The organism is Phocicoccus pinnipedialis, from assembly GCF_903994035.1.
GTDB classification, from domain to species: Bacteria; Bacillota; Bacilli; order Staphylococcales; family Salinicoccaceae; genus Phocicoccus; species Phocicoccus pinnipedialis.
On record NZ_CAJEWB010000007.1, the window covers coordinates 1 to 20,913 of the forward strand.

22 protein-coding genes, 1 rRNA gene and 1 pseudogene are annotated in these 20,913 nt (G+C 36.3%); 20 read left to right on the forward strand and 4 right to left on the reverse strand.

All coding sequences use genetic code 11. From position 1 onward, the window contains the following. The 5 genes from rrf to tsaD all read left to right on the forward strand — a co-directional run. Positions 1-97: ribosomal RNA gene (rrf, locus tag H9D55_RS03555) — 5S ribosomal RNA — on the forward strand; the annotation flags it as partial. 94 nt (positions 98-191) lie between these two features. Then, complete coding sequence (gene tsaE, locus H9D55_RS03560) at positions 192-638, forward strand: tRNA (adenosine(37)-N6)-threonylcarbamoyltransferase complex ATPase subunit type 1 TsaE (protein ID WP_186077088.1); 447 nt, start codon at positions 192-194, stop codon at positions 636-638. Beyond that, on the forward strand, positions 619-1,263 hold the full coding sequence (gene tsaB / locus H9D55_RS03565) for a tRNA (adenosine(37)-N6)-threonylcarbamoyltransferase complex dimerization subunit type 1 TsaB (RefSeq protein WP_186076939.1): 645 nt from the start codon (positions 619-621) through the stop codon (positions 1,261-1,263). Before tsaE ends, tsaB begins: the two co-directional genes overlap by 20 nt. Continuing rightward, positions 1,236-1,691, forward strand: a complete 456-nt coding sequence (gene rimI / locus H9D55_RS03570) for a ribosomal protein S18-alanine N-acetyltransferase (RefSeq protein WP_235963099.1) — start codon at positions 1,236-1,238, stop codon at positions 1,689-1,691. Before tsaB ends, rimI begins: the two co-directional genes overlap by 28 nt. After that, positions 1,678-2,697, forward strand: a complete 1,020-nt coding sequence (gene tsaD / locus H9D55_RS03575) for a tRNA (adenosine(37)-N6)-threonylcarbamoyltransferase complex transferase subunit TsaD (RefSeq protein ID WP_186076940.1) — start codon at positions 1,678-1,680, stop codon at positions 2,695-2,697. Before rimI ends, tsaD begins: the two co-directional genes overlap by 14 nt. A gap of 311 nt (positions 2,698-3,008) precedes the next feature. Here the strand turns inward: tsaD and H9D55_RS03580 are convergent, their stop codons facing one another. Beyond that, positions 3,009-4,937 (reverse strand): ABC-F family ATP-binding cassette domain-containing protein, encoded by a 1,929-nt coding sequence (locus H9D55_RS03580; RefSeq protein ID WP_186077090.1) that lies wholly within the window; start codon positions 4,935-4,937, stop codon positions 3,009-3,011. Positions 4,938-5,063: 126 nt separating this feature from the next. Here H9D55_RS03580 and H9D55_RS03585 point away from each other — a divergent pair, with 126 nt between their 5' ends. The 6 genes from H9D55_RS03585 to H9D55_RS03610 all read left to right on the forward strand — a co-directional run bounded on the left by H9D55_RS03585 (position 5,064) and on the right by H9D55_RS03610 (position 10,016). Continuing rightward, positions 5,064-5,696, forward strand: coding sequence for a redox-sensing transcriptional repressor Rex (locus H9D55_RS03585; protein ID WP_186076941.1), 633 nt, complete (start codon positions 5,064-5,066; stop codon positions 5,694-5,696). Positions 5,697-5,711: 15 nt separating this feature from the next. Next, positions 5,712-5,951 carry a twin-arginine translocase TatA/TatE family subunit gene (tatA, locus tag H9D55_RS03590; protein WP_235963101.1) on the forward strand — a complete coding sequence of 80 codons (240 nt, stop codon included), beginning with the start codon at positions 5,712-5,714 and terminating at the stop codon, positions 5,949-5,951. A gap of 53 nt (positions 5,952-6,004) precedes the next feature. After that, complete coding sequence (gene tatC, locus H9D55_RS03595; protein WP_186076943.1) at positions 6,005-6,763, forward strand: twin-arginine translocase subunit TatC; 759 nt, start codon at positions 6,005-6,007, stop codon at positions 6,761-6,763. Continuing rightward, a complete protein-coding gene (locus H9D55_RS03600; protein ID WP_186076945.1) occupies positions 6,763-8,247 on the forward strand; it encodes a glycoside hydrolase family 32 protein in 1,485 nt (494 codons plus the stop codon). Before tatC ends, H9D55_RS03600 begins: the two co-directional genes overlap by 1 nt. Positions 8,248-8,292: 45 nt before the next feature. Further along, positions 8,293-9,123, forward strand: a complete 831-nt coding sequence (locus tag H9D55_RS03605; protein ID WP_186076947.1) for a MurR/RpiR family transcriptional regulator — start codon at positions 8,293-8,295, stop codon at positions 9,121-9,123. Positions 9,124-9,239: 116 nt separating this feature from the next. After that, on the forward strand, positions 9,240-10,016 hold the full coding sequence (locus H9D55_RS03610; protein WP_186076949.1) for a prolipoprotein diacylglyceryl transferase: 777 nt from the start codon (positions 9,240-9,242) through the stop codon (positions 10,014-10,016). 58 nt (positions 10,017-10,074) lie between these two features. Here the strand turns inward: H9D55_RS03610 and H9D55_RS03615 are convergent, their stop codons facing one another. After that, positions 10,075-11,775 (reverse strand): M3 family oligoendopeptidase, encoded by a 1,701-nt coding sequence (locus tag H9D55_RS03615; RefSeq protein WP_186076951.1) that lies wholly within the window; start codon positions 11,773-11,775, stop codon positions 10,075-10,077. A gap of 127 nt (positions 11,776-11,902) precedes the next feature. Between H9D55_RS03615 and H9D55_RS03620 the strand changes: the two genes are divergently transcribed. The 6 genes and pseudogenes from H9D55_RS03620 (at position 11,903) to H9D55_RS03645 (ending at position 17,000) form a co-directional block, all read left to right on the forward strand. Beyond that, on the forward strand, positions 11,903-12,499 hold the full coding sequence (locus H9D55_RS03620; RefSeq protein ID WP_186076952.1) for a LemA family protein: 597 nt from the start codon (positions 11,903-11,905) through the stop codon (positions 12,497-12,499). After that, positions 12,499-13,308 carry a TPM domain-containing protein gene (locus tag H9D55_RS08200; protein WP_186076953.1) on the forward strand — a complete coding sequence of 270 codons (810 nt, stop codon included), beginning with the start codon at positions 12,499-12,501 and terminating at the stop codon, positions 13,306-13,308. The genes H9D55_RS03620 and H9D55_RS08200 overlap by 1 nt, the downstream gene beginning before the upstream one ends. A gap of 126 nt (positions 13,309-13,434) precedes the next feature. Continuing rightward, positions 13,435-14,565, forward strand: a complete 1,131-nt coding sequence (locus tag H9D55_RS03630) for a globin domain-containing protein (protein WP_186076954.1) — start codon at positions 13,435-13,437, stop codon at positions 14,563-14,565. 61 nt (positions 14,566-14,626) lie between these two features. Further along, positions 14,627-15,373: pseudogene (locus H9D55_RS03635) on the forward strand (IS1595 family transposase); the annotation flags it as partial. A 153-nt stretch (positions 15,374-15,526) separates the two neighbouring features. Then, positions 15,527-16,060, forward strand: coding sequence for an RDD family protein (locus H9D55_RS03640; protein WP_186076955.1), 534 nt, complete (start codon positions 15,527-15,529; stop codon positions 16,058-16,060). A gap of 355 nt (positions 16,061-16,415) precedes the next feature. After that, on the forward strand, positions 16,416-17,000 hold the full coding sequence (locus H9D55_RS03645) for a DUF7010 family protein (RefSeq protein ID WP_186076956.1): 585 nt from the start codon (positions 16,416-16,418) through the stop codon (positions 16,998-17,000). Positions 17,001-17,190: 190 nt separating this feature from the next. Here H9D55_RS03645 and H9D55_RS03650 read toward each other — a convergent pair whose 3' ends face one another. Next, positions 17,191-17,946 (reverse strand): CPBP family intramembrane glutamic endopeptidase, encoded by a 756-nt coding sequence (locus H9D55_RS03650; protein ID WP_186076957.1) that lies wholly within the window; start codon positions 17,944-17,946, stop codon positions 17,191-17,193. Positions 17,947-18,106: 160 nt separating this feature from the next. Between H9D55_RS03650 and groES the strand changes: the two genes are divergently transcribed. From groES to H9D55_RS03665, 3 genes are all read left to right on the forward strand, one after another. Beyond that, positions 18,107-18,391 (forward strand): co-chaperone GroES, encoded by a 285-nt coding sequence (gene groES, locus H9D55_RS03655; protein ID WP_186076958.1) that lies wholly within the window; start codon positions 18,107-18,109, stop codon positions 18,389-18,391. Positions 18,392-18,408: 17 nt separating this feature from the next. Beyond that, complete coding sequence (groL, locus tag H9D55_RS03660; RefSeq protein ID WP_186076959.1) at positions 18,409-20,031, forward strand: chaperonin GroEL; 1,623 nt, start codon at positions 18,409-18,411, stop codon at positions 20,029-20,031. A gap of 99 nt (positions 20,032-20,130) precedes the next feature. Further along, entirely contained in the window at positions 20,131-20,508 is a 378-nt protein-coding gene (locus H9D55_RS03665) for a TIGR02328 family protein (protein ID WP_186076960.1), read from the forward strand. Positions 20,509-20,557: 49 nt separating this feature from the next. Here the strand turns inward: H9D55_RS03665 and H9D55_RS03670 are convergent, their stop codons facing one another. Beyond that, on the reverse strand, positions 20,558-20,758 hold the full coding sequence (locus H9D55_RS03670) for a hypothetical protein (RefSeq protein ID WP_186076961.1): 201 nt from the start codon (positions 20,756-20,758) through the stop codon (positions 20,558-20,560). Positions 20,759-20,913 lie beyond the last annotated feature (155 nt).

Sequence of the window (20,913 nt, forward strand, 5' to 3'; positions counted from 1 at the left end):
GAGAGGCCACACCTGTTCCCATGCCGAACACAGAAGTTAAGCTCTCCAGCGCCGATGGTAGTTGGGGTTTCCCTGCGAGAGTAGGACGCTGCTAGGCAATACATAATAAATATTATGGATGCGATGAGCCGCATTGAGACCGAAAGGTCTCTTTTTTTTATATAAAATGAGGTGTTATCTTGAAACTTATAATGAATTCTTTATCAGATACATTGTCTTTTGGTATCCGTTTAGGTAAACGACTATTACCTGGTATGGTTATTTTACTTGAAGGTGATTTAGGTGCAGGCAAAACGACACTGTCACAAAGTATAGGTAAGGGTCTTGATGTTAAGCGTCATATGACTAGTCCTACATTTAATATCATTAAGACTTATAAAGGTAAGTATAAAATTCATCATATGGATTGTTATCGTCTTGAAGGTAGCGACGAGGATCTAGGATTTGATGAGTATTTCAATGATGAAGATATTGCTCTTGTGGAGTGGTATACTTTTATTGAGGATTATTTACCTAAGGAGTTTCTTCATGTCTCGATTGGTTATGTTGATGAATCAACACGTGAGATTGTGTTAACTCCTGTTGGTGATAAGTATATTGAGTTAGTTGGTGAACTAAATGAAAACACTGTTAATTGATACATCTGATCAGGTATTATCTATAGCTATTACTGATGATATTATATTAGCTGAAATTAATATAAATATTAAAAGAACACATTCAGAGACTTTAATGCCTTATATCAGTCAGCTTTTAAAGATGACGAATTTGAAGAAAAGTGAATTAGAGTGTATAGTCGTTTCTAATGGTCCTGGATCTTATACAGGAGTTAGAATTGGAGTCACAGTAGCGAAAACGCTTGCTGTTGCTTTAAACATTCCTATCTTTACTGTATCGAGTCTTTTTGTTATGGCTGCTAGCTTTCGTGGTGTAGTTGCGCCAGTAATTGATGCCCGTAGAGGCAACATCTATGGTGCGGTCTATGAATTAGATGGAGATTCTTTTGTTACATTAAAAGAGCCGGTGTATTTATCTTTTGAAGAGTTTAATAAGTCAGTAATGGAAATGGGTGCGACAGTTATTGCGAATACTTCCTTAAAACAAAACTTTGAAGGTAATATGACGCATGTGATGAGTCGTATTGGGAATGTCGTGAACTATATGGACGCTCTTAATGAAGTGGATGCTCATAGTGTGGTGCCAGATTACCTTAGGATATCGGAGGCTGAACGCAATTGGATAGAATCAACATCCGAAAAATGATGTTAGACGATATTGATGATGTTCATAAAATAGAAGAAGAAGCATTTCCATTAACGACATGGAAGAAAGAGACATATATCCATGAAGTGACGCTTAATAACTTTGCGCATTACTTTGTTCTTGAAAAAGATAAAGAAATTATCGGCTACATTGGTATGTGGATGGTTATTGACGATGGACAGATTACGACAATAGCTGTGAAGAGAGAGCAGCAGGGTAAAGGGTATGCAAAGCAGTTATTGAACTTTGCGATGGACTATATGCAACCACCAGTGAAAAGGGTGTCGCTTGAAGTGAACGTTAAAAATAAGAGTGCAATCAATCTGTACGAATCACTCGGATTTCTCTACGGTGGAATCAGAAAAGATTATTATGGTCCAGGTATGGATGCACATGTAATGTGGGTGAACTTAGATGAAAGACATTAAAATCTTATCGATTGAGACGAGCTGTGATGAGACTGCAGCGAGTGTGATTCAAAATGGTAACGAAGTACTTTCAAACATCGTTGTAAGCCAGATAGAGAGTCATAAACGCTTTGGTGGAGTTGTTCCTGAGGTAGCGAGCAGACATCACGTAGAATCTATTACAGTCGTTATTGAAGAAGCGATGAAAGAAGCAAATCTAGCTCCAAGTGATCTAGATGCAGTTGCTGTGACTTATGGACCAGGACTAATTGGTGCTTTGCTTATCGGTTTAAATGCGGCGAAAGCATTTGCATTTGCATATGATTTGCCACTAATTCCTGTTCACCATATTGCAGGACACATCTATGCAAATCAATTAGAGCATGAATTGCAATTCCCGCTTGTCGCACTGATTGTCTCAGGTGGACATACAGAGCTCATTAAGATGGAGCAACACCTAGACTTTACAGTTCTTGGAGAGACGAGAGATGATGCAGTAGGAGAGGCTTATGACAAAGTTGCACGTGTATTAGGTCTATCATATCCAGGAGGACCTGAAATTGATCGACTTGCTAAAGAAGGTGAGGACACGTTCAACTTCCCACGTGCGTTCCTAAATAAAGATAGCTTCGACTTTAGTTTTAGCGGACTAAAATCAGCGGTCATCAACACACTCCACAACGAACGTCAGAAGAACAATCCGATTAACGAAGCGAATGTTGCTCGAAGCTTCCAAGAGAGTGTTATAGATGTACTCACTGAGAAGACAATCGATGCAATTAAAACTGAAGGCGTTAAAGAGTTAATTGTTGCAGGTGGGGTAGCAGCGAATAGTGGATTAAGAACACGCTTTGAAAATTTAAGTAAAGAACATGATTTTAATTTATACATTCCTGCTCTTAAATACTGCACAGACAACGCGGCAATGATAGGTGCAGTTGCCTATGAATTATATCAAAAAAAACACTTTGCAGATCTCGATCTAAATGGACAAAATTATATAGATATTGAAGAGTTTAGCTTCTAATATTATAGATACCTTCCTTGGTTAATTCGTTTAACTTTGGAAGGTATTTTGTTGAAAATATAGAATGTAGAACATACGTTTCATTCTTTAAAGATCCTTTACGCTCTTTTCATGTCAAGACAGAACATACGTTTTATCCACAGATGTGGATAACTTGTTAATAACTATGTGGGTAATCTATAATTAAATGGGGATAACTGTGTGGATAACTCTGCTTTTTGTGGATAAACTAGTTGAAAAGCGTTAAAATCAACATTTACCATGTGTATAACTTAAAAGCGAACATATTGTCTAAAAAAAAGAACTTGATGTTAATCAAGTTCAAGTTCGGCTAAGCGTTCGACTGCTGATTCCCATGCGTGCATTGCATATTCTAGGTTATCAGTAAGTGTAGTTAGGTGTTCATTAAGCGAATCTAGTTTTTCATAATCGTTAAAAACCTCAGGATCAGTCATCTTGATTTCAATCTTTTCAATCTCAGCTTCTAAATCATGAATTTTATTTTCTTCAGCATCTCGTTCACGTTGAATTTTTTGAATTTCAGAACGACGACGTTTTTGCTCTTCGTAATCTATATTCACTTTATTTTTCTCTTCAACTTCAACTATCATTTCGGCATTTTCTTCAGCGATTCGCTCTTCTTTCTTATGGAGATAGTAGTCATAGTCTCCATTGACAAGAAATACTTTGTCTTGATCAATTTCCATCACTCTGTTCGCTATTTTACTGATAAAGTAACGGTCGTGTGAGACGACGATTAGTGTACCAGGATAATCGAGAAGCGCTTGTTCTAATACTTCTTTACTGCTAATATCCAAATGGTTTGTAGGCTCATCGAGAATTAACAAGTTGTTCTTCTCTAGCATCAGTTTTGAAATTTGAATTCTCGCTTTTTCTCCACCGCTCAAGTTATTCACACGCTTCATAGCGTCATCTTGAGAGAATAAGAATTGACCAAGAACGCTGCGTACATCTTTTTCTGACATGTGCGGATATTCTTCCCATAATTCTTCTAAAACTGTATTGTTTGATGAAAACTCAGCCTGCTTCTGGTCATAGTATCCTATCGAAACGTTAGTACCGTAAAGTATATCTCCGCTAATGACCGGAATTAATTTTGCAATTGTCTTTATAAGTGTTGATTTACCAATACCATTTGGTCCAAGGATCGCAAGTCGATCATTTTTCTCAACATGAAAATTTAAATGCTCAGTTAATATGAGATTATTGTAACCAATTGTAAGATCATTCACTCGGAGAACGTCATTTCCACTTTCTCTCTCTATATCAAAATGGAAGCTTGCTTTTCTATAATCATAATCTGGACGATCCATGACATGCATGTGTTCCAGCATTTTACGCCTACTTTTAGCCATACCACTCGTTGATGCTCTCGCAATGTTTTTCTCAACAAAAGTTTCGAGTCTTTTGATTTCTTTTTGCTGAGCTTCATAGAGCTTCATTTGCTTCTTGTAAATCTCATCTTTAGCTTTCATGTAATTCGAATAATTACCGTGATAGACAGTTCCTTTACCGTACTCAATCTCGTATATAGAATCAACGATCTGATCTAAGAAATAACGGTCGTGGGAAATAATTACAATCGCACCTGTATATCTCCTTAAGTATGCTTCTAACCATTCGACTGTCTCTAAGTCTAAGTGGTTAGTAGGCTCGTCTAAAAGTAGCACATCAGGTCGTTCTAAGAGCAATTTACCTAATGCGAGACGTGTTTTTTGACCACCAGAGAATTCATTGATGTTTCTATCTAAATCAGACAATTCAAAATTGAGCCCAGTTAATACTGTTTTAATTTCCACATCGATGATATAACCATGGTGTGTTTCAAAGTATGACTGCAATGATTCAAATTCTTTTATCTTATTATCGTAATCAGGATCTGTGTATTCATGCTCTGCAAGCCATTCAGTAACTGCATCCATCTTTTCTTTTACTTTTAATACGTCACTGAAAGCAGACTCCATCTCACTCCGAACAGTAGCATCACTGTCTAAAGTCATCTGTTGAGATAAATACCCAACTGTCATGCCTCTAGGTGTTGAGATAATTCCTTCATATGAAAGGTCACCTGCCATCATGCGCATGAGCGTCGTTTTACCTGCACCATTCTTACCGACAATACCTGTTGTAGTGCCTGATTTTATCTCTAAATTAATACCATGTATGATATCTGTACCACTAAAATGTTTGCTCACATTTTGGAGTTGCATAACGATCATCATTTTTAACCTCACTTTAGAATAATATTACATCATTTCAGATAAGTTTTCGACATATAAAAATTCACATAAATGGTCTGCGGTTTATGGTATAATTGGAGAACAAGATGTATGAGGTGATACCGGTTGTCAAAAAAACGCAAAATTCCTAATGCTACATTGAATCGATTACCGCTTTACTTTAAGTATTTTAAACAAAGTGAAAGCAATGGTGTAGACAGAGTATCCTCTAGAGAGATTAGTGAGGCACTTGATATCGATTCGGCTACAATTCGTCGAGATTTTTCATATTTTGGAGAACTGGGACGTAAAGGTTATGGTTATAATGTTCGTGCACTAGTAAAGTTCTTTTCAGAACAGGTGCAGGGTACAGGATTAAAACATGTTATTTTAGTCGGTACAGGAAACCTTGGAAGTGCACTTTTAAACTACAAATTTACAAATATTCATGATAAAATGAGTATCATAGCAGCATTTGATAATAAGGATTCTATCATCGGAAATGTAATCAACGAGGTAGAAGTCTTACACACAGATAAATTAGAAGAAGTAATCAAAGATCATCACGCAGAAGTTGCGATTCTTACTGTTCCAGGTGAAGCGGGAGTTAAAATTGCTGAACGCCTTGAGGCTGCAGGCATTAAAGGGATTCTAAACTTCACTCCAGAAAAGTTAGAAGTTTCAAAAAAGGTAACGGTTCACAACATCGATTTAGGTGTTGAGATGCAAGCTTTATTATTCTATATGAAGCATAAATAACAGAGGAGGATGATTATGAGCATTCTATTACCAGCAACGCTTATGGTTCCAGCACCAATTAGCTTGATTATAATTGCTGCGATTGCATTATTAATTTTCGGACCAACAAAATTGCCACAACTTGGTCGTTCAGTAGGTACAACGTTTAAAGAATTTAAGGCTGGCTTCAATGGGTTAAATGATGAAGAAGAAGAAGAGCCTAAAAAACTTGAAGAAGTTAGCACAGTTAAATCAGAAGATAAAGTAACAAAATAATGATTATCTGAGGTGGCCATGGCCACCTTTTTTTTCAATGAGGTGAGAATTAAATGCATGAAGAAAAAGAAATAATGGAGCACTTAGATGAGTTGCGAAAACGCGTATTATTTACAACGTACTTCTTTGTAGCAGCCATTTTTGTTGGTTTTTTCTTCGCAAAACCAACCGTGAAATTTTTACAATCAGCACCTTGGACTGACGCAATTGAAATGCATGCATTTAACGTCACCGATCCATTAAAAATATACTTAACTGTTATTGTCGTGATTGCATTTATAATTGTTTCACCGATAATTTTATATCAATTATGGGCATTCGTTTCACCTGGACTTTATGAGAATGAGCGAAGAGTGACGCTTCTATATATTCCTGTTGCATTCATACTCATGCTCATCGGAATCGTGTTTAGTTATTTCGTATTAGTTCCATATATTATGGAATTTACATTCCAACTTTCAATAGATATGGGTATCATTTCAACAATTGGTATCAATGAATATTTCGGATTCTTGATGAGAACAGTGCTACCATTTGGCGCTGTATTTCAAATGCCCATACTCGTACTATTTTTAACTCAGCTTGGGATTATCACACCAATGAAGTTAAAGAAATATCGTAAATATGCTTACTTTGTACTGTTTGTGATCGCAGCAATAATCGCGCCGCCAGATTTAATGACACACGTCTTACTTACAATTCCAATGATTCTATTATATGAAATTAGTATTATTGTTTCGAAAACAGGCTACAAGCGATACTTAAAATCAGAAGAAAAAGCACTATTACAATCATTAGAGGAGGATGAGTAATGCAAAGACTTGAGCACATAGATAGTGATATTTTAGATAAAAAAGTCAAAGAAGCGATGCATTCTCCTTATCGTCTAAACTATCACGTTCAACCCGTTATTGGTACGATGGGCGCACCGTGTGGATTCTGTTACATCAACGGGTTATACCATCTTTTTTATGAATGGCAACCGACGACGGAGAATACAAGTGTAACGTATCTTTACCATGTCACCTCTAAAGACTTAGTGGAGTTTCAAAACGAAGGTGTAAAGGTGCGTCCAAATGATCTGTACGATAGCTATAATATTTACGGTGGAAGTCTGGCAGTTGTAGATAATGTTTTAACGTTATTCTACACAGGTATACAAGAGAAAAGTGGCGAATACATCACACATCAACTTGCTGGTGTTGTAGATACGGGCTTTAGAGTTCAGAAAATACCAGCGCCAATCATTCGTGGTATTCATTCAAAATACAATACGTATTTTAGAAATCCGTTTGTCTTTACTGAAGGTAGTGAAGTGAACTTAATGCTAGGTACTATGAATGATTCTGAGTTTGGTCGTGCAGTGATGTACCGTGGCGATTCAATTGAAACGCTAGAGTTACTCGGAGAATTAAACACAGGTTATGACATGTTTGGTTATTTTTGGGAATCCCCAGAAATTTTCCCGATTGATGATGTGGCAGTTATGATAATAAACCCAAGAGGACTAGATAAATTCAAGAATAATTTTTGGAACATCTATCAGTCTGGATACATGGTTAACGATTTTGAGTACAACTCACTTTTCGTCGATCATGATGATTTTCACGAATTTGATAATGGATTTGATTTCTATAGACCAATTACAACGCTTGATGAAAACAACAAGCGAATCATGATTGCCTCGATGTCAGCGCATGAGTCAGTATACCCAACAGAAAAAGATGGAGTTAAAAACGCTCTGACAATTCCACGCGTATTGACTATTAAAGAAGATCGCATCATTCAAACACCACATCCTAACTTAGAGAAATTAAGAAGCGAACCAATTACAGCTTTGGGCTATTTTGATCAATACCCCAAAAAAATCGCAGATTTCTATGGTGATCAGTACGAATTGAATATTAAATTAAAGGAAGTCGCCACAGACAAATTATCATTTTTATTAAGAAAGAGTCGCAGAGAAGAAACAATCATACAATATAATGCGGAAAAACAAACAGTCATTTTGGACCGTACATTTAGTGGTGAAGAAATCAATGAGGTTGATGGCACAACACGTACTGTTCAATTATTAAGACCACTCGAAAACTTAAGAATTTTTATGGATAAGACAAGTATAGAAGTATTCTTAAATGATGGTGAACACACGATGACTGCACGTATTTTCCCAAGTGAAGATGCTGTAGGTGTAGAGCTTATGACTGAGAGCGGCAATTGTTTAGTTGAAATGACGTATTATAAATTATCGAGCACTCATGAATCACCGATAATCACAAGTAGAGACAAAACTTAACGCTATACATAATTAACGTAATACTAATTATTTGAGGTGATGCCTTTGTATTCTGTTCTTGAGCAGATTAAAAAAATGTATCCGACAATGACACCCGTAGAAAAACGGATCGCAAAATTCATCTTGAATCAACCTGAAGAAGTCACTCGAATGGCAGTTAAAAAAATTGCTGAAGCGAGTAAAACAAGTGATGCGGCTGTTGTTAGATTCGCAAAGCGCATTGGTTTAAGCGGAATCAAGGAATTAAAGATTGAGCTAGTGAAAGAACTGACAGAAGAGCCTGATACAGGTCTTTCTCGAATCATTAACTTAAATAATGATGGCGATGAAACAATCTTTCAAAAAGTCTTTCATAACACTTTGCGTTCTCTATATAACACCGAAAAAATCATCGATTACCAAGCCCTCACTGTAGCGGCCAGAATGATTTCAAAAGCAAGTAGAACACTTGTTTTTGGTGTGTCAGATTCAGGTAATACAGCGAGAGATATAGAACAAAAATTGCAGCGTTTGAACTTCAATGCATATTGTACATCAGACCGCACATTGATGTTAGAACGGCTTAAAACAGCGAATGAAAAGGAGCTATTATTTGTAATCTCAGCTAAAGGTCATTCAAAAGAAGTTATCGATATTTTGAGATTTGCGAAAGAGCAAAGTCTTACTGTAATTGTATTGTCTCAACAAAACATGAATCATCTAACGAGATATGCTGATATTAGTATAGAGGTCAGTTCAGAAGAGGCAAATGTAGTGGATATCAACATGACTAACAGGATATCGCAACTCATGGTGATAGATGTTTTATTCTTCTACATATGTAAGCTGGTTAAAGACAATCCGAGCTTCAAGAAATTAAACATTATCCAGAAATGAAGGTTAATGTTATATCTCATTGTTATTACATATGTGTAACAATGGGATTTTTTAATGGAATAGATGGCTTACGTCTATTATAATTGTAAAAAAGGGACGAATGGACGCGTGATATTATGCAAAAAACAATTAAATTAATGAGCAGCTTGATGTTAGGCATATTATTAATTTGTACATCTACACATTCTATAAGTCATGCAGAAGAGATACCAACAGATGTTCTCTCAGAACCTGTAACAGATGCACGCGATTCAAAAGATAAATTAAATGAAGTCCTAAACAAAGCAAGCGATCCGGTAACAAGTCCTGAATTTGTAAATGATGATCTTGCACCTGACGAAACTGATTTAGATACAATTGTTGAATATAAAGAACCTGTGGACACGGAAGATGATTCAAGTGAAGTGGGTATTTCGTCTAATGAAGCGACAGAAGAAGAGCCTGTCACTGAAGATCCAACTGAGACGACTCCTGAAATACCTGTAGAAAAGCCAGAAGACGGTTCTGACGAACTCGATGACGAAAACGAGGGTATTACTCCTGAAGAACCTTTTGACGATAAGAATGGAGACAGTGCTCCAGGAGAAGAGAGTGAAAACACTCCAACCCCTCCTGCAGATATCAAAGATTTGGATGATAAACTTCAAGATGCTTTAAAACCTATTGAAATGCCTGAAGAGGATACAACAGTAGAAGAACAAGTAGTTATGGAGTCAAGAGCTACTGTAAAAAACGAAGAAAAAAAAGTAACGAAGTATAATATCGATCGTTTACCAGAGACAGGGATTGCAGAAGACATTGAATTGATCTACATCTTTGAGATAATAATTCTTGGTTTTGCATTACTCATGTTGTCATTTAGACCGATAAAAAAATCACGTCATAGAAAGTAAACTAAAAGAGACCTCTGAAATCCATGATGGACTTCAGAGGTCTCTTTTTTTAGAAAAATTATAAATTTTTATCGTCAATGGTGTTTAAGAAGTCTTTAACGTGAGCTATAGTAGATTCTAATGTACCATCTTCAAACGGTGATAAAAGGTTCGCGCTCTTAACGATCTCTCCAAAAGGTAATGAGCCACCTAATTTACAAATTGTAAGGTAATCTTTCCATGCACCTTCAAAGTCCTCATTCGCACGTTTCCAGAACTGTAACGCAACTACTTGAGCAAGCGTGTAGTCAATATAATAGAATGGTGCAGCGAATACGTGTCCTTGACGATGCCATAATGAACCGTGAATTAAAGGTTCAATACCATCATAGTCTGTCTCAGGAAGATATTTCTCTTCAATTTTTTTCCATTCATTACGACGTTCTTCTGGTGTGAGTTCTGGGTTCTCATATACAACGTGCTGGAACTCGTCGATAGCCACACCGTATGGTAGGAATTCTAAAGCTCCTGATACGTGAGAAAACTTGAATTTATCAGTATCTTCTTCAAAGAATAACTCCATCCATGGATATGTGAAAAACTCCATGCTCATTGAGTGAATCTCAGCAGCTTCCATTGTAGGCCAGATATATTCTGGGACAACAACGTCTCTAGATGAATACACTTGGAATGCGTGTCCTGCTTCGTGCGTCAGTACTTCAACATCGCCTTGAGTACCATTGAAGTTTGAAAAGATGAATGGTGATTTGTAGTCGTTAATATACGTACAATATCCGCCGCCTTCTTTACCTTTTTTTGCTTCAACATCGAATAAATCACGCTCTATCATGTACGTATAGAACTCATCTGTTTCAGGTGAAAGTTCTTTGTACATCTTTGCACCTTTTTCCATAATTTCTTTTGTAGAACCTTTAGGAATAGGATTACCATTGTTAAATTCAAATGCTGAGTCATATGATTTTAATGAATCTACACCTATACGCTCTTTCTGACGACGTTTTAAGTCACTTACAATTGGCACAACGTGCGCTTCAATTTGTTTACGGAAATTTTCAACCATATCTCTGTCATAGCCGATACGGTTCATGCGAATATAACCAAGCTCAACAAAGTCTTTAAGACCAAGTGTTTTTGCCATTTTATCACGAACTTTAACAAGGTTATCGTAAATCGTATCGATTTTATCTAAGTTTTCACCCATGAATCCTTGAACAGCTAAGGTTGCATTCTTACGCACTTCACGATCACTGTCAATCATGTATTTACCAAACTCTGTAAGAGATAACGTTTTGCCGTCAAAATCAATTTGCGCACTTGCAAGTAATTTAGAATACTCAGTAGTGAGTCTGTTTTCTTCTTTCATTAATTCCATAATTGAAGGGTCGAATTCCTTAAGTGCATTATCTGTTAATGCAAATAATTGTGAACCGAATTCTTTTTCTAATTGGTCACGGAATTTGCTGCCCGCAAGTCTTTTCTTGAACTTGTTGTCAAGTTCAGACACATTTGGACTAAACTCATCATAAAAATTACGCTCTTCATCGTAAAATTTATCATTTGTATCAATTGATGCTCTGATAGACGCGAGTGTGCTCATATTGTAAAATTTATTCATTAAAGCGTTGTAATCAAAGATTGCTTGTTTTTCATCTTCAACACTTTCTGATTTGTCAAACGCTTTCAAAACTTTGTTCACCGCTTCGGTTAATACATCAAGATCCGGACGTTTATATTCGTAATCCTTAAACTTAGTAACCATTGTGTCACTCCTTTTTATTAGTTAATTCCTATTTTACACTACTCACATAAAAAATGGATAGTCATGGTTTATAAAATAGTTTAAAAGGATATAATGTACTAATAGACTATATTAAGGAGTACATACTATGAAAAAATTTTTATTACCAATATTAGTGATCGTTGGGATTATTATAATCGCAGCAATGATCCTCATGCCAAAGTACAATAGCTTTGTTCAATTAGACGAAGAAGTAAATCAAAAAGAAGCACAGATTGAGACGCAGTTACAAAGACGTGGAGAACTGATTCCTAACTTAGTTAATACGGTCAAAGGATATGCATCTCACGAAAAAGAAATATTTACTGACATTGCAGATGCACGCGCAAAACTTGCTGGAGCAAGTGGAGTAGAAGAGATGAGTGCAGCAAACGATGAAATGACATCTGCATTATCTCGTTTACTTGCAATTGCTGAAAACTATCCTGAACTTAAAGCGAGTGAACAGTTCACTGGCTTAAGAGATGAATTAGCAGGTACAGAAAATCGTATCGCAGTAGCGAGAAATGATTATAACACTGCAGTACAGGAGTTCAATAGACAAACAAGAACTTTTCCTAATAACATTATTGCAACAATTTTCAACTTCGATAAAAAACCATATTTCGAAGCAGATGCAAACGTAAAAAATACACCGGAAGTTGATTTTAATACTAACCAAGAGGATAACTCTGGTGAAGACTAATGAAACGCATCATTGCACTCATTGCGATTTTCTCTTTATTCATAAGTTCTAGCGCTAGTGCACGCGTGGACTTACCTGAACTAAATACATCACATTTATATGTACAAGATAATGCGCATGTATTATCCGAAGCGGAAATTGCTGAGATTAACACGCTCGGTGAACACCTTGAAAAAGGGACAGGAGTCGAGCTGCTTCTGCTCACAATGGAGAGTGTCGGACAAGAACACCGTCAGGACTTTGCGCTTAGAGCGCTTAGAGACTATGGTGTAGGTAAAAAAGACCGAGATAATGGAATAGTTATTTTCCTAAATCTTGATAATGGCAATGAGTTTAATAACCGTGGAATTGATGTACAAGTTGGTTATGAAATTGAAGGATATTTAAACGATGCAAAAATTGGTCGTATTATTGATACGGTAGCACTTGATGATTTAAGACGCGGAGACTTTTCCGCAGGTTTGAAAAACTTATACAAAGCACTCTATGACGAAAGTCTAGACGCTTATGGTTGGGATCCTGAATCACAACAATTTACGAATGATCGGCCTAAAAATGAGGAAGTACCTTCATTCGCTGAAGTTATCATCTCGATTATTTTTATAATGATTTTGATATGGCTACTCTACAAAAGTGGTAAAGGGGGTCCACCTTCAGGTGGTCGCAGAAGACGTGGTCTTTATCCACCAATATTTACGAGCGGTAACTCAGGTGGTCACTTTGGTGGCGGCTTTGGTAGTGGCGGCTTTGGCGGTGGCGGCTTCGGTGGCGGTTCTGGTGGCGGTGGCGGCGCAGGTCGTGGATTCTAATATAGACAGTACATGAATCATGTACTGTCTTTTTTATGAAAACGTTTAAAAAATGATGTGAGTCAATTTATATAAAAGATTTTTCATATATACTGTCATAAGTAATAACATTAAAGGAGTGTTACTGTGTTAACAGAACAGGAGAAAGATATAATTAAAGGCACTGTACCTGTTTTAGAAGAGTATGGTACAGGAATTACGAAAACTTTCTATAGAAAAATGTTTGAAGCTCATCCAGAACTATTAAATATGTTTAACCAAACAAATCAAAAGGTGGGAGATCAGCCAGAAGCTCTAGCTAAGACTGTACTTGCAGCAGCGCGTCATATCGACAACCTTGAAGCGATCCTTCCAGTAGTAATTGGAATTGGTCACAAGCACCGTGCGTTAAACGTAAAGCCTGAACACTACCCAATTGTCGGTAAATATCTGTTGGAGGCAATTAAACATGTACTTGGTCCAAATGCAACAGAAGATATTCTTATCGCTTGGGAAAAATATTATGGTCAAATTGCACAAGTATTTATTGATGTTGAAAAAAATATGTATAAAGAAGCAGACTGGGATGGTTTCCAACCTTTTGAAGTTATAAATAAAGAACTTCTTTCAGACGATATTGTTAGATTTACTGTTAAAAATGATGTGCTTAATTTTGCTGTACGAGCAGGTCAATACATTACTGTTAAAGTAAAACCTGAGAATTCAGAATATGATGCATTAAGACACTACTCAATCTCAAGTATAGATACTTCAAATGGATTACAGTTTGCTGTAAGACGCGAAGGTAAAGGCGATGAGAAAGGTGTTGTTTCACATCACATGTTTAACGAATTAAACATCGGTGACACTGTAGAAATTTCAGCACCAGCAGGAGACTTCCTACTTGATCCATCAGACGACCACTTACTGTTTATCGCAGGTGGAGTTGGTATCACTCCAATTATGTCTATGATTGAAGAGGCTCTTGGCAATAATAAATCTATAAAATTAATTTATAGCGTTAGAAATGAATCTGAACTTCCATTTAAAGAAGAGTTAGAGGCATTAAAAGAAAAAATCGATGTAGAAGTTCGTTTAACACATGAGCAAGGTCGTTTATCAGGTAAAGACTTCAGAGATTATATTGAACATTCAGTATATCTCTGTGGTTCTATGGATTTCATGCAATCAATGATCCACTTCTTACAAGATGAAGGATTCGAAATGGATCAAATCAACTACGAACCATTTGGTCCTAAAATGAGTATATCCATCTAATTATTTTTATAATCAATTGGCTTGAAAATCTGATTGCTAAGATTTTCAAGCCATTTTTTTTTATCGTACCCATAAGCCTGATAAATGGATAGAGTTCATTAAGTGTATGTTGGAAGGTTATTCCCTTCGTAAATCGGCAGAACTCATTGGAGGAATTCATTATGTCACTTTGTTCTATTGGAGACATAAAATATTAGCTGCTCTAAACCAAATGGACTTTGATAAATTTTCAGGCATCGTAGAAATGGATGAAACTTACTTCCTTTACTCCGAAAAAGGTAAACGAAATATCAAAGACCGTAAACCACGAAAGCGTGGTGGTTCTTCACGTTTTCGTGGGATTAGTCGTGAGCAGATATGTGTCCTGATTGCAAGAGACCGACAAAAATCGACCTTTTCAGGTGTACTAGGACGTGGTCGTCCAGTTAAGTCTCAGTTAGAAGAAGCGATAGGTTCAAAGATATCGCCAGATAACAAGCTATGTACCGATGCTTGGAGAGCTTTTTCAACCTACGCTAAAAGTAAAGGTATCGAAGAGCATTATCGTTTCAAATCAGACGGAGTTGAGCGAGTTAGGGGCATTTACCATATCCAAAATGTGAATAACTATCACAGTCGGTTAAAAGGCTGGATACAACGATTTAATGGCGTGGCGACAAAATACCTCGACCATTATTTGAGCTGGTTTCAATTCTTAGATATTGTAAAGCACAGAAGCGATAGTGGTTCGATAAGTAAAATGATAGTGGAAAGCTGTTTATTTCCAATTAACGAAACCTATCAGTCATTAAGAACGTATGAGTATTAGCTTTTCGAGTCATTTAGTAAGAAGGAAATCTAATATTCGAACGCACTTTTCTAATAATTCTGATATACTATTGGTCAAGTTAGTTTAGGCTCAATGTTCAACAAACGGGCCAGATTATTTAATTAAAAGTTAGTGATAGAGGAGGCAATTTCTGTGTCTTATGCGCCATTTAAAAAACGTATATATGCGTTCCTTTTAGATTATCTTGTTATCGCTGTATATGGAATATTTGTTGTAGGTACCATTTCGTTTGTATTCCGTCCATATATTGAACCACTATTTTCTAGTTCGCCAGTAACAGCTGAACTTACAGGTTTTTTTATGATAACATTGCCTGTTTCGCTCTACTTCATTTTCTGTGAATGTTCTGAATGGCAAGGGACATTAGGAAAGAGGAAAATGGGCATCCGCGTTGTTGACGATTTCGGCTACCGTATTAGTATTGGCCGTTCAGCTTTGCGAACTGCGGTCAAGTTTCTGCCTTGGGAGATTGCTCACTTTGGTGTATGGCGATTAATGCTTCCTTCTAGCCTTTCTGAAATTACCGTTTATATAATCCTAAACGTTGTCAATCTTGCAATATTAACATATCTAATAATTCCCTTCACAAATAAAAAAAAGAAAAATGTTTATGATTGGGTTGCAGGTACGGAAGTGGTTCATTGGCATAAGTCGAGTAGCCTTTAATAAAATAGTGGCACTTCCACTATTGGGTGCGATTGTGGAAAAAGTTGTATTAACTAAAAAGGAGCTAAATCCCTCAAAATTTAGCTCCTTTTCCTTGTCTCTTTATTTCCTTTTATTTAGTCAAAAATCCACTTCGGCAGGGTAAAATGCAGGGAACTATTTGCTTAAATATGGCTCTAAACAAATAACTTCCCTTTAAATCCATCTAAAGCAAGGCAAGTTGCCTTTGGTTTCTTACTCCCTTACTCCCTATGAATGATTAGTTGTTGCGTTGATGTATTATGGTAATGTGTAACTAATGTGATATTCAACAAACAGGATAATTTAACGGAAGAAGAATGAAAGGGAGTTAACTATGAGAATACCTTTTGTACCTAAAGACATTGAAATCAATCAAGATCGTTATGACTTTATCAAAGAATATCGAGGCGGAGGATTTATGCTAATGGCAGGGTCAGCATTTTGGTTAATGGCATTTATCTTAACTTATGTATTGCCTGACACGGTAATCGGGGAATTTTATCTGTGGGGTGGATTGCTCATTCCATTGTTTGGTTGGCTACTTTTTAAAGTTATGCGGATGTCGGCAGAACCTAATCAGTATTCATCATTAGTAGGATTTGCTTCTTCTATCACCGCTGTTTGTATTCCAGTTTTATTACTTGTTAAAGAATTAGATCCATATATGTTGCTAGCTGTTTTGTGCATCATAAATGCGGCTCATTTGGTTATTCTTTGCTGGGTTCATTTAGATTACCTATATTTCATACTTGTTATGCTAGGTGTATCACTTGGATTTCTTTTCATTAATACTATACCGGAACCACAAGTCCATTTTCTGGCATTAATCTGGGGATTTATTTCTTTGGTAACAGGAGTAATTATCCATTCTTCTACCCAAAAACCCTTAACAGGATATGATTTTTCCATCAAAGAATAAGGATATTTAGTGAAAATCAAACTATATTATGCTAAGTAGGTTGTTTCGCAATCGGGTGCGATTGTTGAGTAATACTCATCATTAAAAGTGGATATTAGAAGAATATTAGCTAATAAAAGGACCATAATAGGTCCTTTTTTCTTTATTAGTCTTTTATCAACAATATTATTTAACAGAGCCTATATTAAACTTAAAATAGTTGAATGATAAATTGAGTTGCAGATTGTAATTTTTCTAATGCGTCGATTTGATCTTTTAGAGCGACTTGTAACAGTACAACGATACCGTTCATGATCATATGTACCATGATAGGCACAATTAATCGTTTTGTCATCAAATATACAAAACTAAACGTATAACTCATCGCAAGATAGATGAGTATGTGTGTAAAGTCCCAATGCGCTAAAGCAAAAATTATTCCGCTGATTAGTCCTGCAAGTAAGAATGCTACACCTTTATTTATACGTGCCAGAACTTCATATAGCTCTGCAAAAATTGCTCTTCTAAATACATATTCCTCTATAATCGGACCGAGTACAACAACAAGTATAACCATATAAGGTGCGCCTAAAACCATATCTATAATACTTTCTGTATTTTCACTCTCGATTGGATTCCCAAGTAAATAGACGTTTATGAGACCCGCTACGATTTGAGAAGTGTACGCAAGAAATGTACCGCCGATTATCCAAAGAACGGTTACATATAAAGGCGATTTATTTTCACTACGTTCGAAAATATTTTTATCTTTATGTGTATTACCTAATATAATTACTGCAATCGCACCGAACACAAATGCACCAAACTGATAAGGCATTATTTTTTCAATTAACTCAGCTTGTGTAAGATCTTGGTAGATGAAACCAAGGACCACTCCTACGGGTATAACAGCCAATTGTACAATGATGAATGTCAATATTATAAATAAACTAAATGCTTTTCTCATAACGTCCTCCTAGTGAAGTCATAATGTTAGTTTACATTAAATTATAGTCACACTAAAGATAAATCTTTTCGATTGATTCTTGACCAATTTTGATGTATTATAAATAATGTTAGCAATACATTGTTTAGAGTGCTAAGACATTATTTTGGAGGGACAACATATGCTAAGACCTTTAGGTAATAGAGTTATTGTAGATATTAGTGAAAAAGAAGAAACAACTAAAAGTGGAATCATCCTAACGGATGCATCAAAGGAAAAGCCTGTTCAAGGTAGAGTTGTTGCTGTTGGACCAGGTAACGTATTTGAAAATGGAACAGTTACACCACTTGATGTTGAAGTAGGAGAAACTGTCATTTACTCTAAATATGCAGGAGTAGAAGTTGAGCATGATGGAAAAGATTATTTAATTTTAACAGATAATGAAATTCTAGCAGTAATTGAATAATTGGAGGAGTTTAAATAATGGCTAAAGAACTTAAATTTTCAGAAGACGCACGTCAATCCATGTTAAATGGAGTAGAAAAGCTTGCGAAAGCTGTTCGTGTAACACTTGGACCAAAAGGACGTAACGTCGTTTTAGATAAATCATATACAACACCACTTATCACAAATGATGGTGTAACAATTGCAAAAGAAATTGAATTAGAAGATCGTTTTGAAAATATGGGAGCAAAACTTGTTGCTGAAGTTGCTACAAAAACAAATGAAATAGCAGGAGACGGTACGACAACTGCAACAGTACTTGCTCATTCCATGATTGAAGAAGGACTTAAAAACGTTACAGCAGGAGCGAACCCAGTCGGAATTCGCCGAGGCATTCAAAAAGCAGTGGAAGTTGCTGTAGAAGAATTAAAAGAAATTTCTAGATCAGTTCAAGACAAAGAATCTATTGCACAAGTAGGTGCTATTTCTGCAAACGACGAAGAAGTGGGCATATTTATTTCTGAAGCAATGGAAAAAGTTGGAAAAGACGGTGTAATCACGATTGAAGAATCACGTGGTTTAAAAACAGAGCTTGAAGTCGTAGAAGGTATGCAGTTTGACCGTGGGTACTCATCACCTTATATGGTCACTGACTCAGAAAAAATGGTTGCGGACTTAGATAATCCGTATATCTTAATTACGGATAAAAAGATTTCAAACTTCCAACAAGACTTACTTCCTATCTTAGAGCAGATTGTACAGCAAGGTAGACCAATCTTAATTATTGCTGATGATGTAGAAGGAGATGCACTTGCAAACCTTGTACTCAATAAATTGAGAGGCACATTCACTGCGATTGCAGTAAAAGCACCAGGATTCGGAGACCGTCGTAAAGAAATGCTTCAAGATATCGCAATTTTAACAGGTGGACAAGTCATCACGGAAGAACTTGGATTAGAATTAAAAGATACAACTTTAGATATGCTTGGACGTGCATCACGCGTACAAGTAACTAAAGAAGATACGACAATCGTTGAAGGTGCCGGTGATGAAACAGCACTAGAAGGACGTATTACTCAAATTAAGTCACAACTTGAACAAACAGATTCAAATTTCGACAGAGAAAAATTAGAAGAACGCTTAGCAAAATTAGCAGGTGGGGTAGCTGTCATTAAAGTCGGAGCAGCAACAGAAACAGAAATGAAAGAACGTAAACTCCGTATTGAGGACGCATTAAACTCAACACGTGCAGCAGTCGAAGAAGGCATTGTTGCAGGTGGCGGTACAGCACTCGTTCAAGTGTATAACACAGTGTCACAAATAGATGCAGAAGGTGACGAGCAAACAGGTGTCAATATTGTACTTAAAGCATTAGAAGCACCAATTCGTCAAATTGCTGAAAACGCTGGACTAGAAGGATCAGTAGTTGTTGCGAAACTTAAAGAACAAGAATCAGGATTTGGTTTTAATGCAGCAACAAATGAGTGGGTAGATATGATTGAAGCGGGAATTGTTGATCCTACAAAAGTAACAAGATCCGCATTACAAAACGCAGGATCCGTTGCATCGATGTTCCTGACAACTGAAGCGGTAGTTGCAGATATTCCAGAACCAGAAAGCAATATGGATATGGGTATGGGCGGCATGCCAGGAATGATGTAAAATCATAAATAAAACCTTACACCATAAGTATGGTGTAAGGTTTTAAATATTTAGTGATACTATATAGGTAATTTATATATCCATTAAGGAGGGCGTATATTGAGACTATGGCACGAAGAGTTAATTCCATTACTTCCAAGAAATCAGTTGCTTGGTCAGCATAGAGAGTGCTGTGCGCTACGTGGTAAAGGTTGGAAAAAACCACATGCAACTGTGAACTATGTATTTGAGTACTCTCCTTATCTACTATATCAGTATCACTATTTAGTAATGAATGAAATGAAAGTAAGAGGCTATAATGTTTCTGAAGAATGGTGGGATAAGAATTATCGAGGTAAGCAAATGGCACCTTATGATTCGCTTGAAGTAGTAGAGACGGATAATCCCATTTATAAAGAACATAACACTGCATATTTAAAAGAGTGTTTAGATAATCTTAAAGAGAAACAAATTATTATTAATGTGAATGAGTCTTAAAAAACACCCACCCCGTTTGCATGACGGAGTGGGTGTTTTTGTTAGGTGTTTATAGATGTTCTGTTTCTATATTTGGATCTTTGTTAGAAAGAATATTAGAAGCATGGTCATTGCGGCTTTTATGATTCTTCTTAATTACATAGTACTTCTCAGCACCCAAGCCACCTTCATCAATCATGTTTGAAATAGCATCTTTTCTAGGTTCATTTGTTTTATCAATCACAAACGCTTGCTTTTTATTTTTATCCATAGAAATCCCTCCGAATTCATTGGATATCTAATAACGGAACGAATACTCAGAACATCTTTAGTAGAAGGTATAGTCTATTCAATAACAAAATACCCTATTTATGCTTAAGCAAAACATTATGTGTCTTTATTTTTACCTAAGCCATTTTCAGTTAT

What these genes read in the sequence shown, in the direction of transcription:
- tsaE (WP_186077088.1), top strand. Translation starts at nt 192, where the DNA reads ATGAATTCTTTATCAGATACATTGTCTTTTGGTATCCGTTTAGGTAAA.
- tsaB (WP_186076939.1), top strand. Translation starts at nt 619, where the DNA reads ATGAAAACACTGTTAATTGATACATCTGATCAGGTATTATCTATAGCT.
- tsaD (WP_186076940.1), top strand. Translation starts at nt 1,678, where the DNA reads ATGAAAGACATTAAAATCTTATCGATTGAGACGAGCTGTGATGAGACT.
- H9D55_RS03580 (WP_186077090.1), bottom strand. Translation starts at nt 4,937, where the DNA reads ATGATCGTTATGCAACTCCAAAATGTGAGCAAACATTTTAGTGGTACA.
- tatA (WP_235963101.1), top strand. Translation starts at nt 5,712, where the DNA reads ATGAGCATTCTATTACCAGCAACGCTTATGGTTCCAGCACCAATTAGC.
- tatC (WP_186076943.1), top strand. Translation starts at nt 6,005, where the DNA reads ATGCATGAAGAAAAAGAAATAATGGAGCACTTAGATGAGTTGCGAAAA.
- H9D55_RS03600 (WP_186076945.1), top strand. Translation starts at nt 6,763, where the DNA reads ATGCAAAGACTTGAGCACATAGATAGTGATATTTTAGATAAAAAAGTC.
- H9D55_RS03610 (WP_186076949.1), top strand. Translation starts at nt 9,240, where the DNA reads ATGCAAAAAACAATTAAATTAATGAGCAGCTTGATGTTAGGCATATTA.
- H9D55_RS03615 (WP_186076951.1), bottom strand. Translation starts at nt 11,775, where the DNA reads ATGGTTACTAAGTTTAAGGATTACGAATATAAACGTCCGGATCTTGAT.
- H9D55_RS03620 (WP_186076952.1), top strand. Translation starts at nt 11,903, where the DNA reads ATGAAAAAATTTTTATTACCAATATTAGTGATCGTTGGGATTATTATA.
- H9D55_RS08200 (WP_186076953.1), top strand. Translation starts at nt 12,499, where the DNA reads ATGAAACGCATCATTGCACTCATTGCGATTTTCTCTTTATTCATAAGT.
- H9D55_RS03645 (WP_186076956.1), top strand. Translation starts at nt 16,416, where the DNA reads ATGAGAATACCTTTTGTACCTAAAGACATTGAAATCAATCAAGATCGT.
- H9D55_RS03650 (WP_186076957.1), bottom strand. Translation starts at nt 17,946, where the DNA reads ATGAGAAAAGCATTTAGTTTATTTATAATATTGACATTCATCATTGTA.
- groES (WP_186076958.1), top strand. Translation starts at nt 18,107, where the DNA reads ATGCTAAGACCTTTAGGTAATAGAGTTATTGTAGATATTAGTGAAAAA.
- groL (WP_186076959.1), top strand. Translation starts at nt 18,409, where the DNA reads ATGGCTAAAGAACTTAAATTTTCAGAAGACGCACGTCAATCCATGTTA.
- H9D55_RS03670 (WP_186076961.1), bottom strand. Translation starts at nt 20,758, where the DNA reads ATGGATAAAAATAAAAAGCAAGCGTTTGTGATTGATAAAACAAATGAA.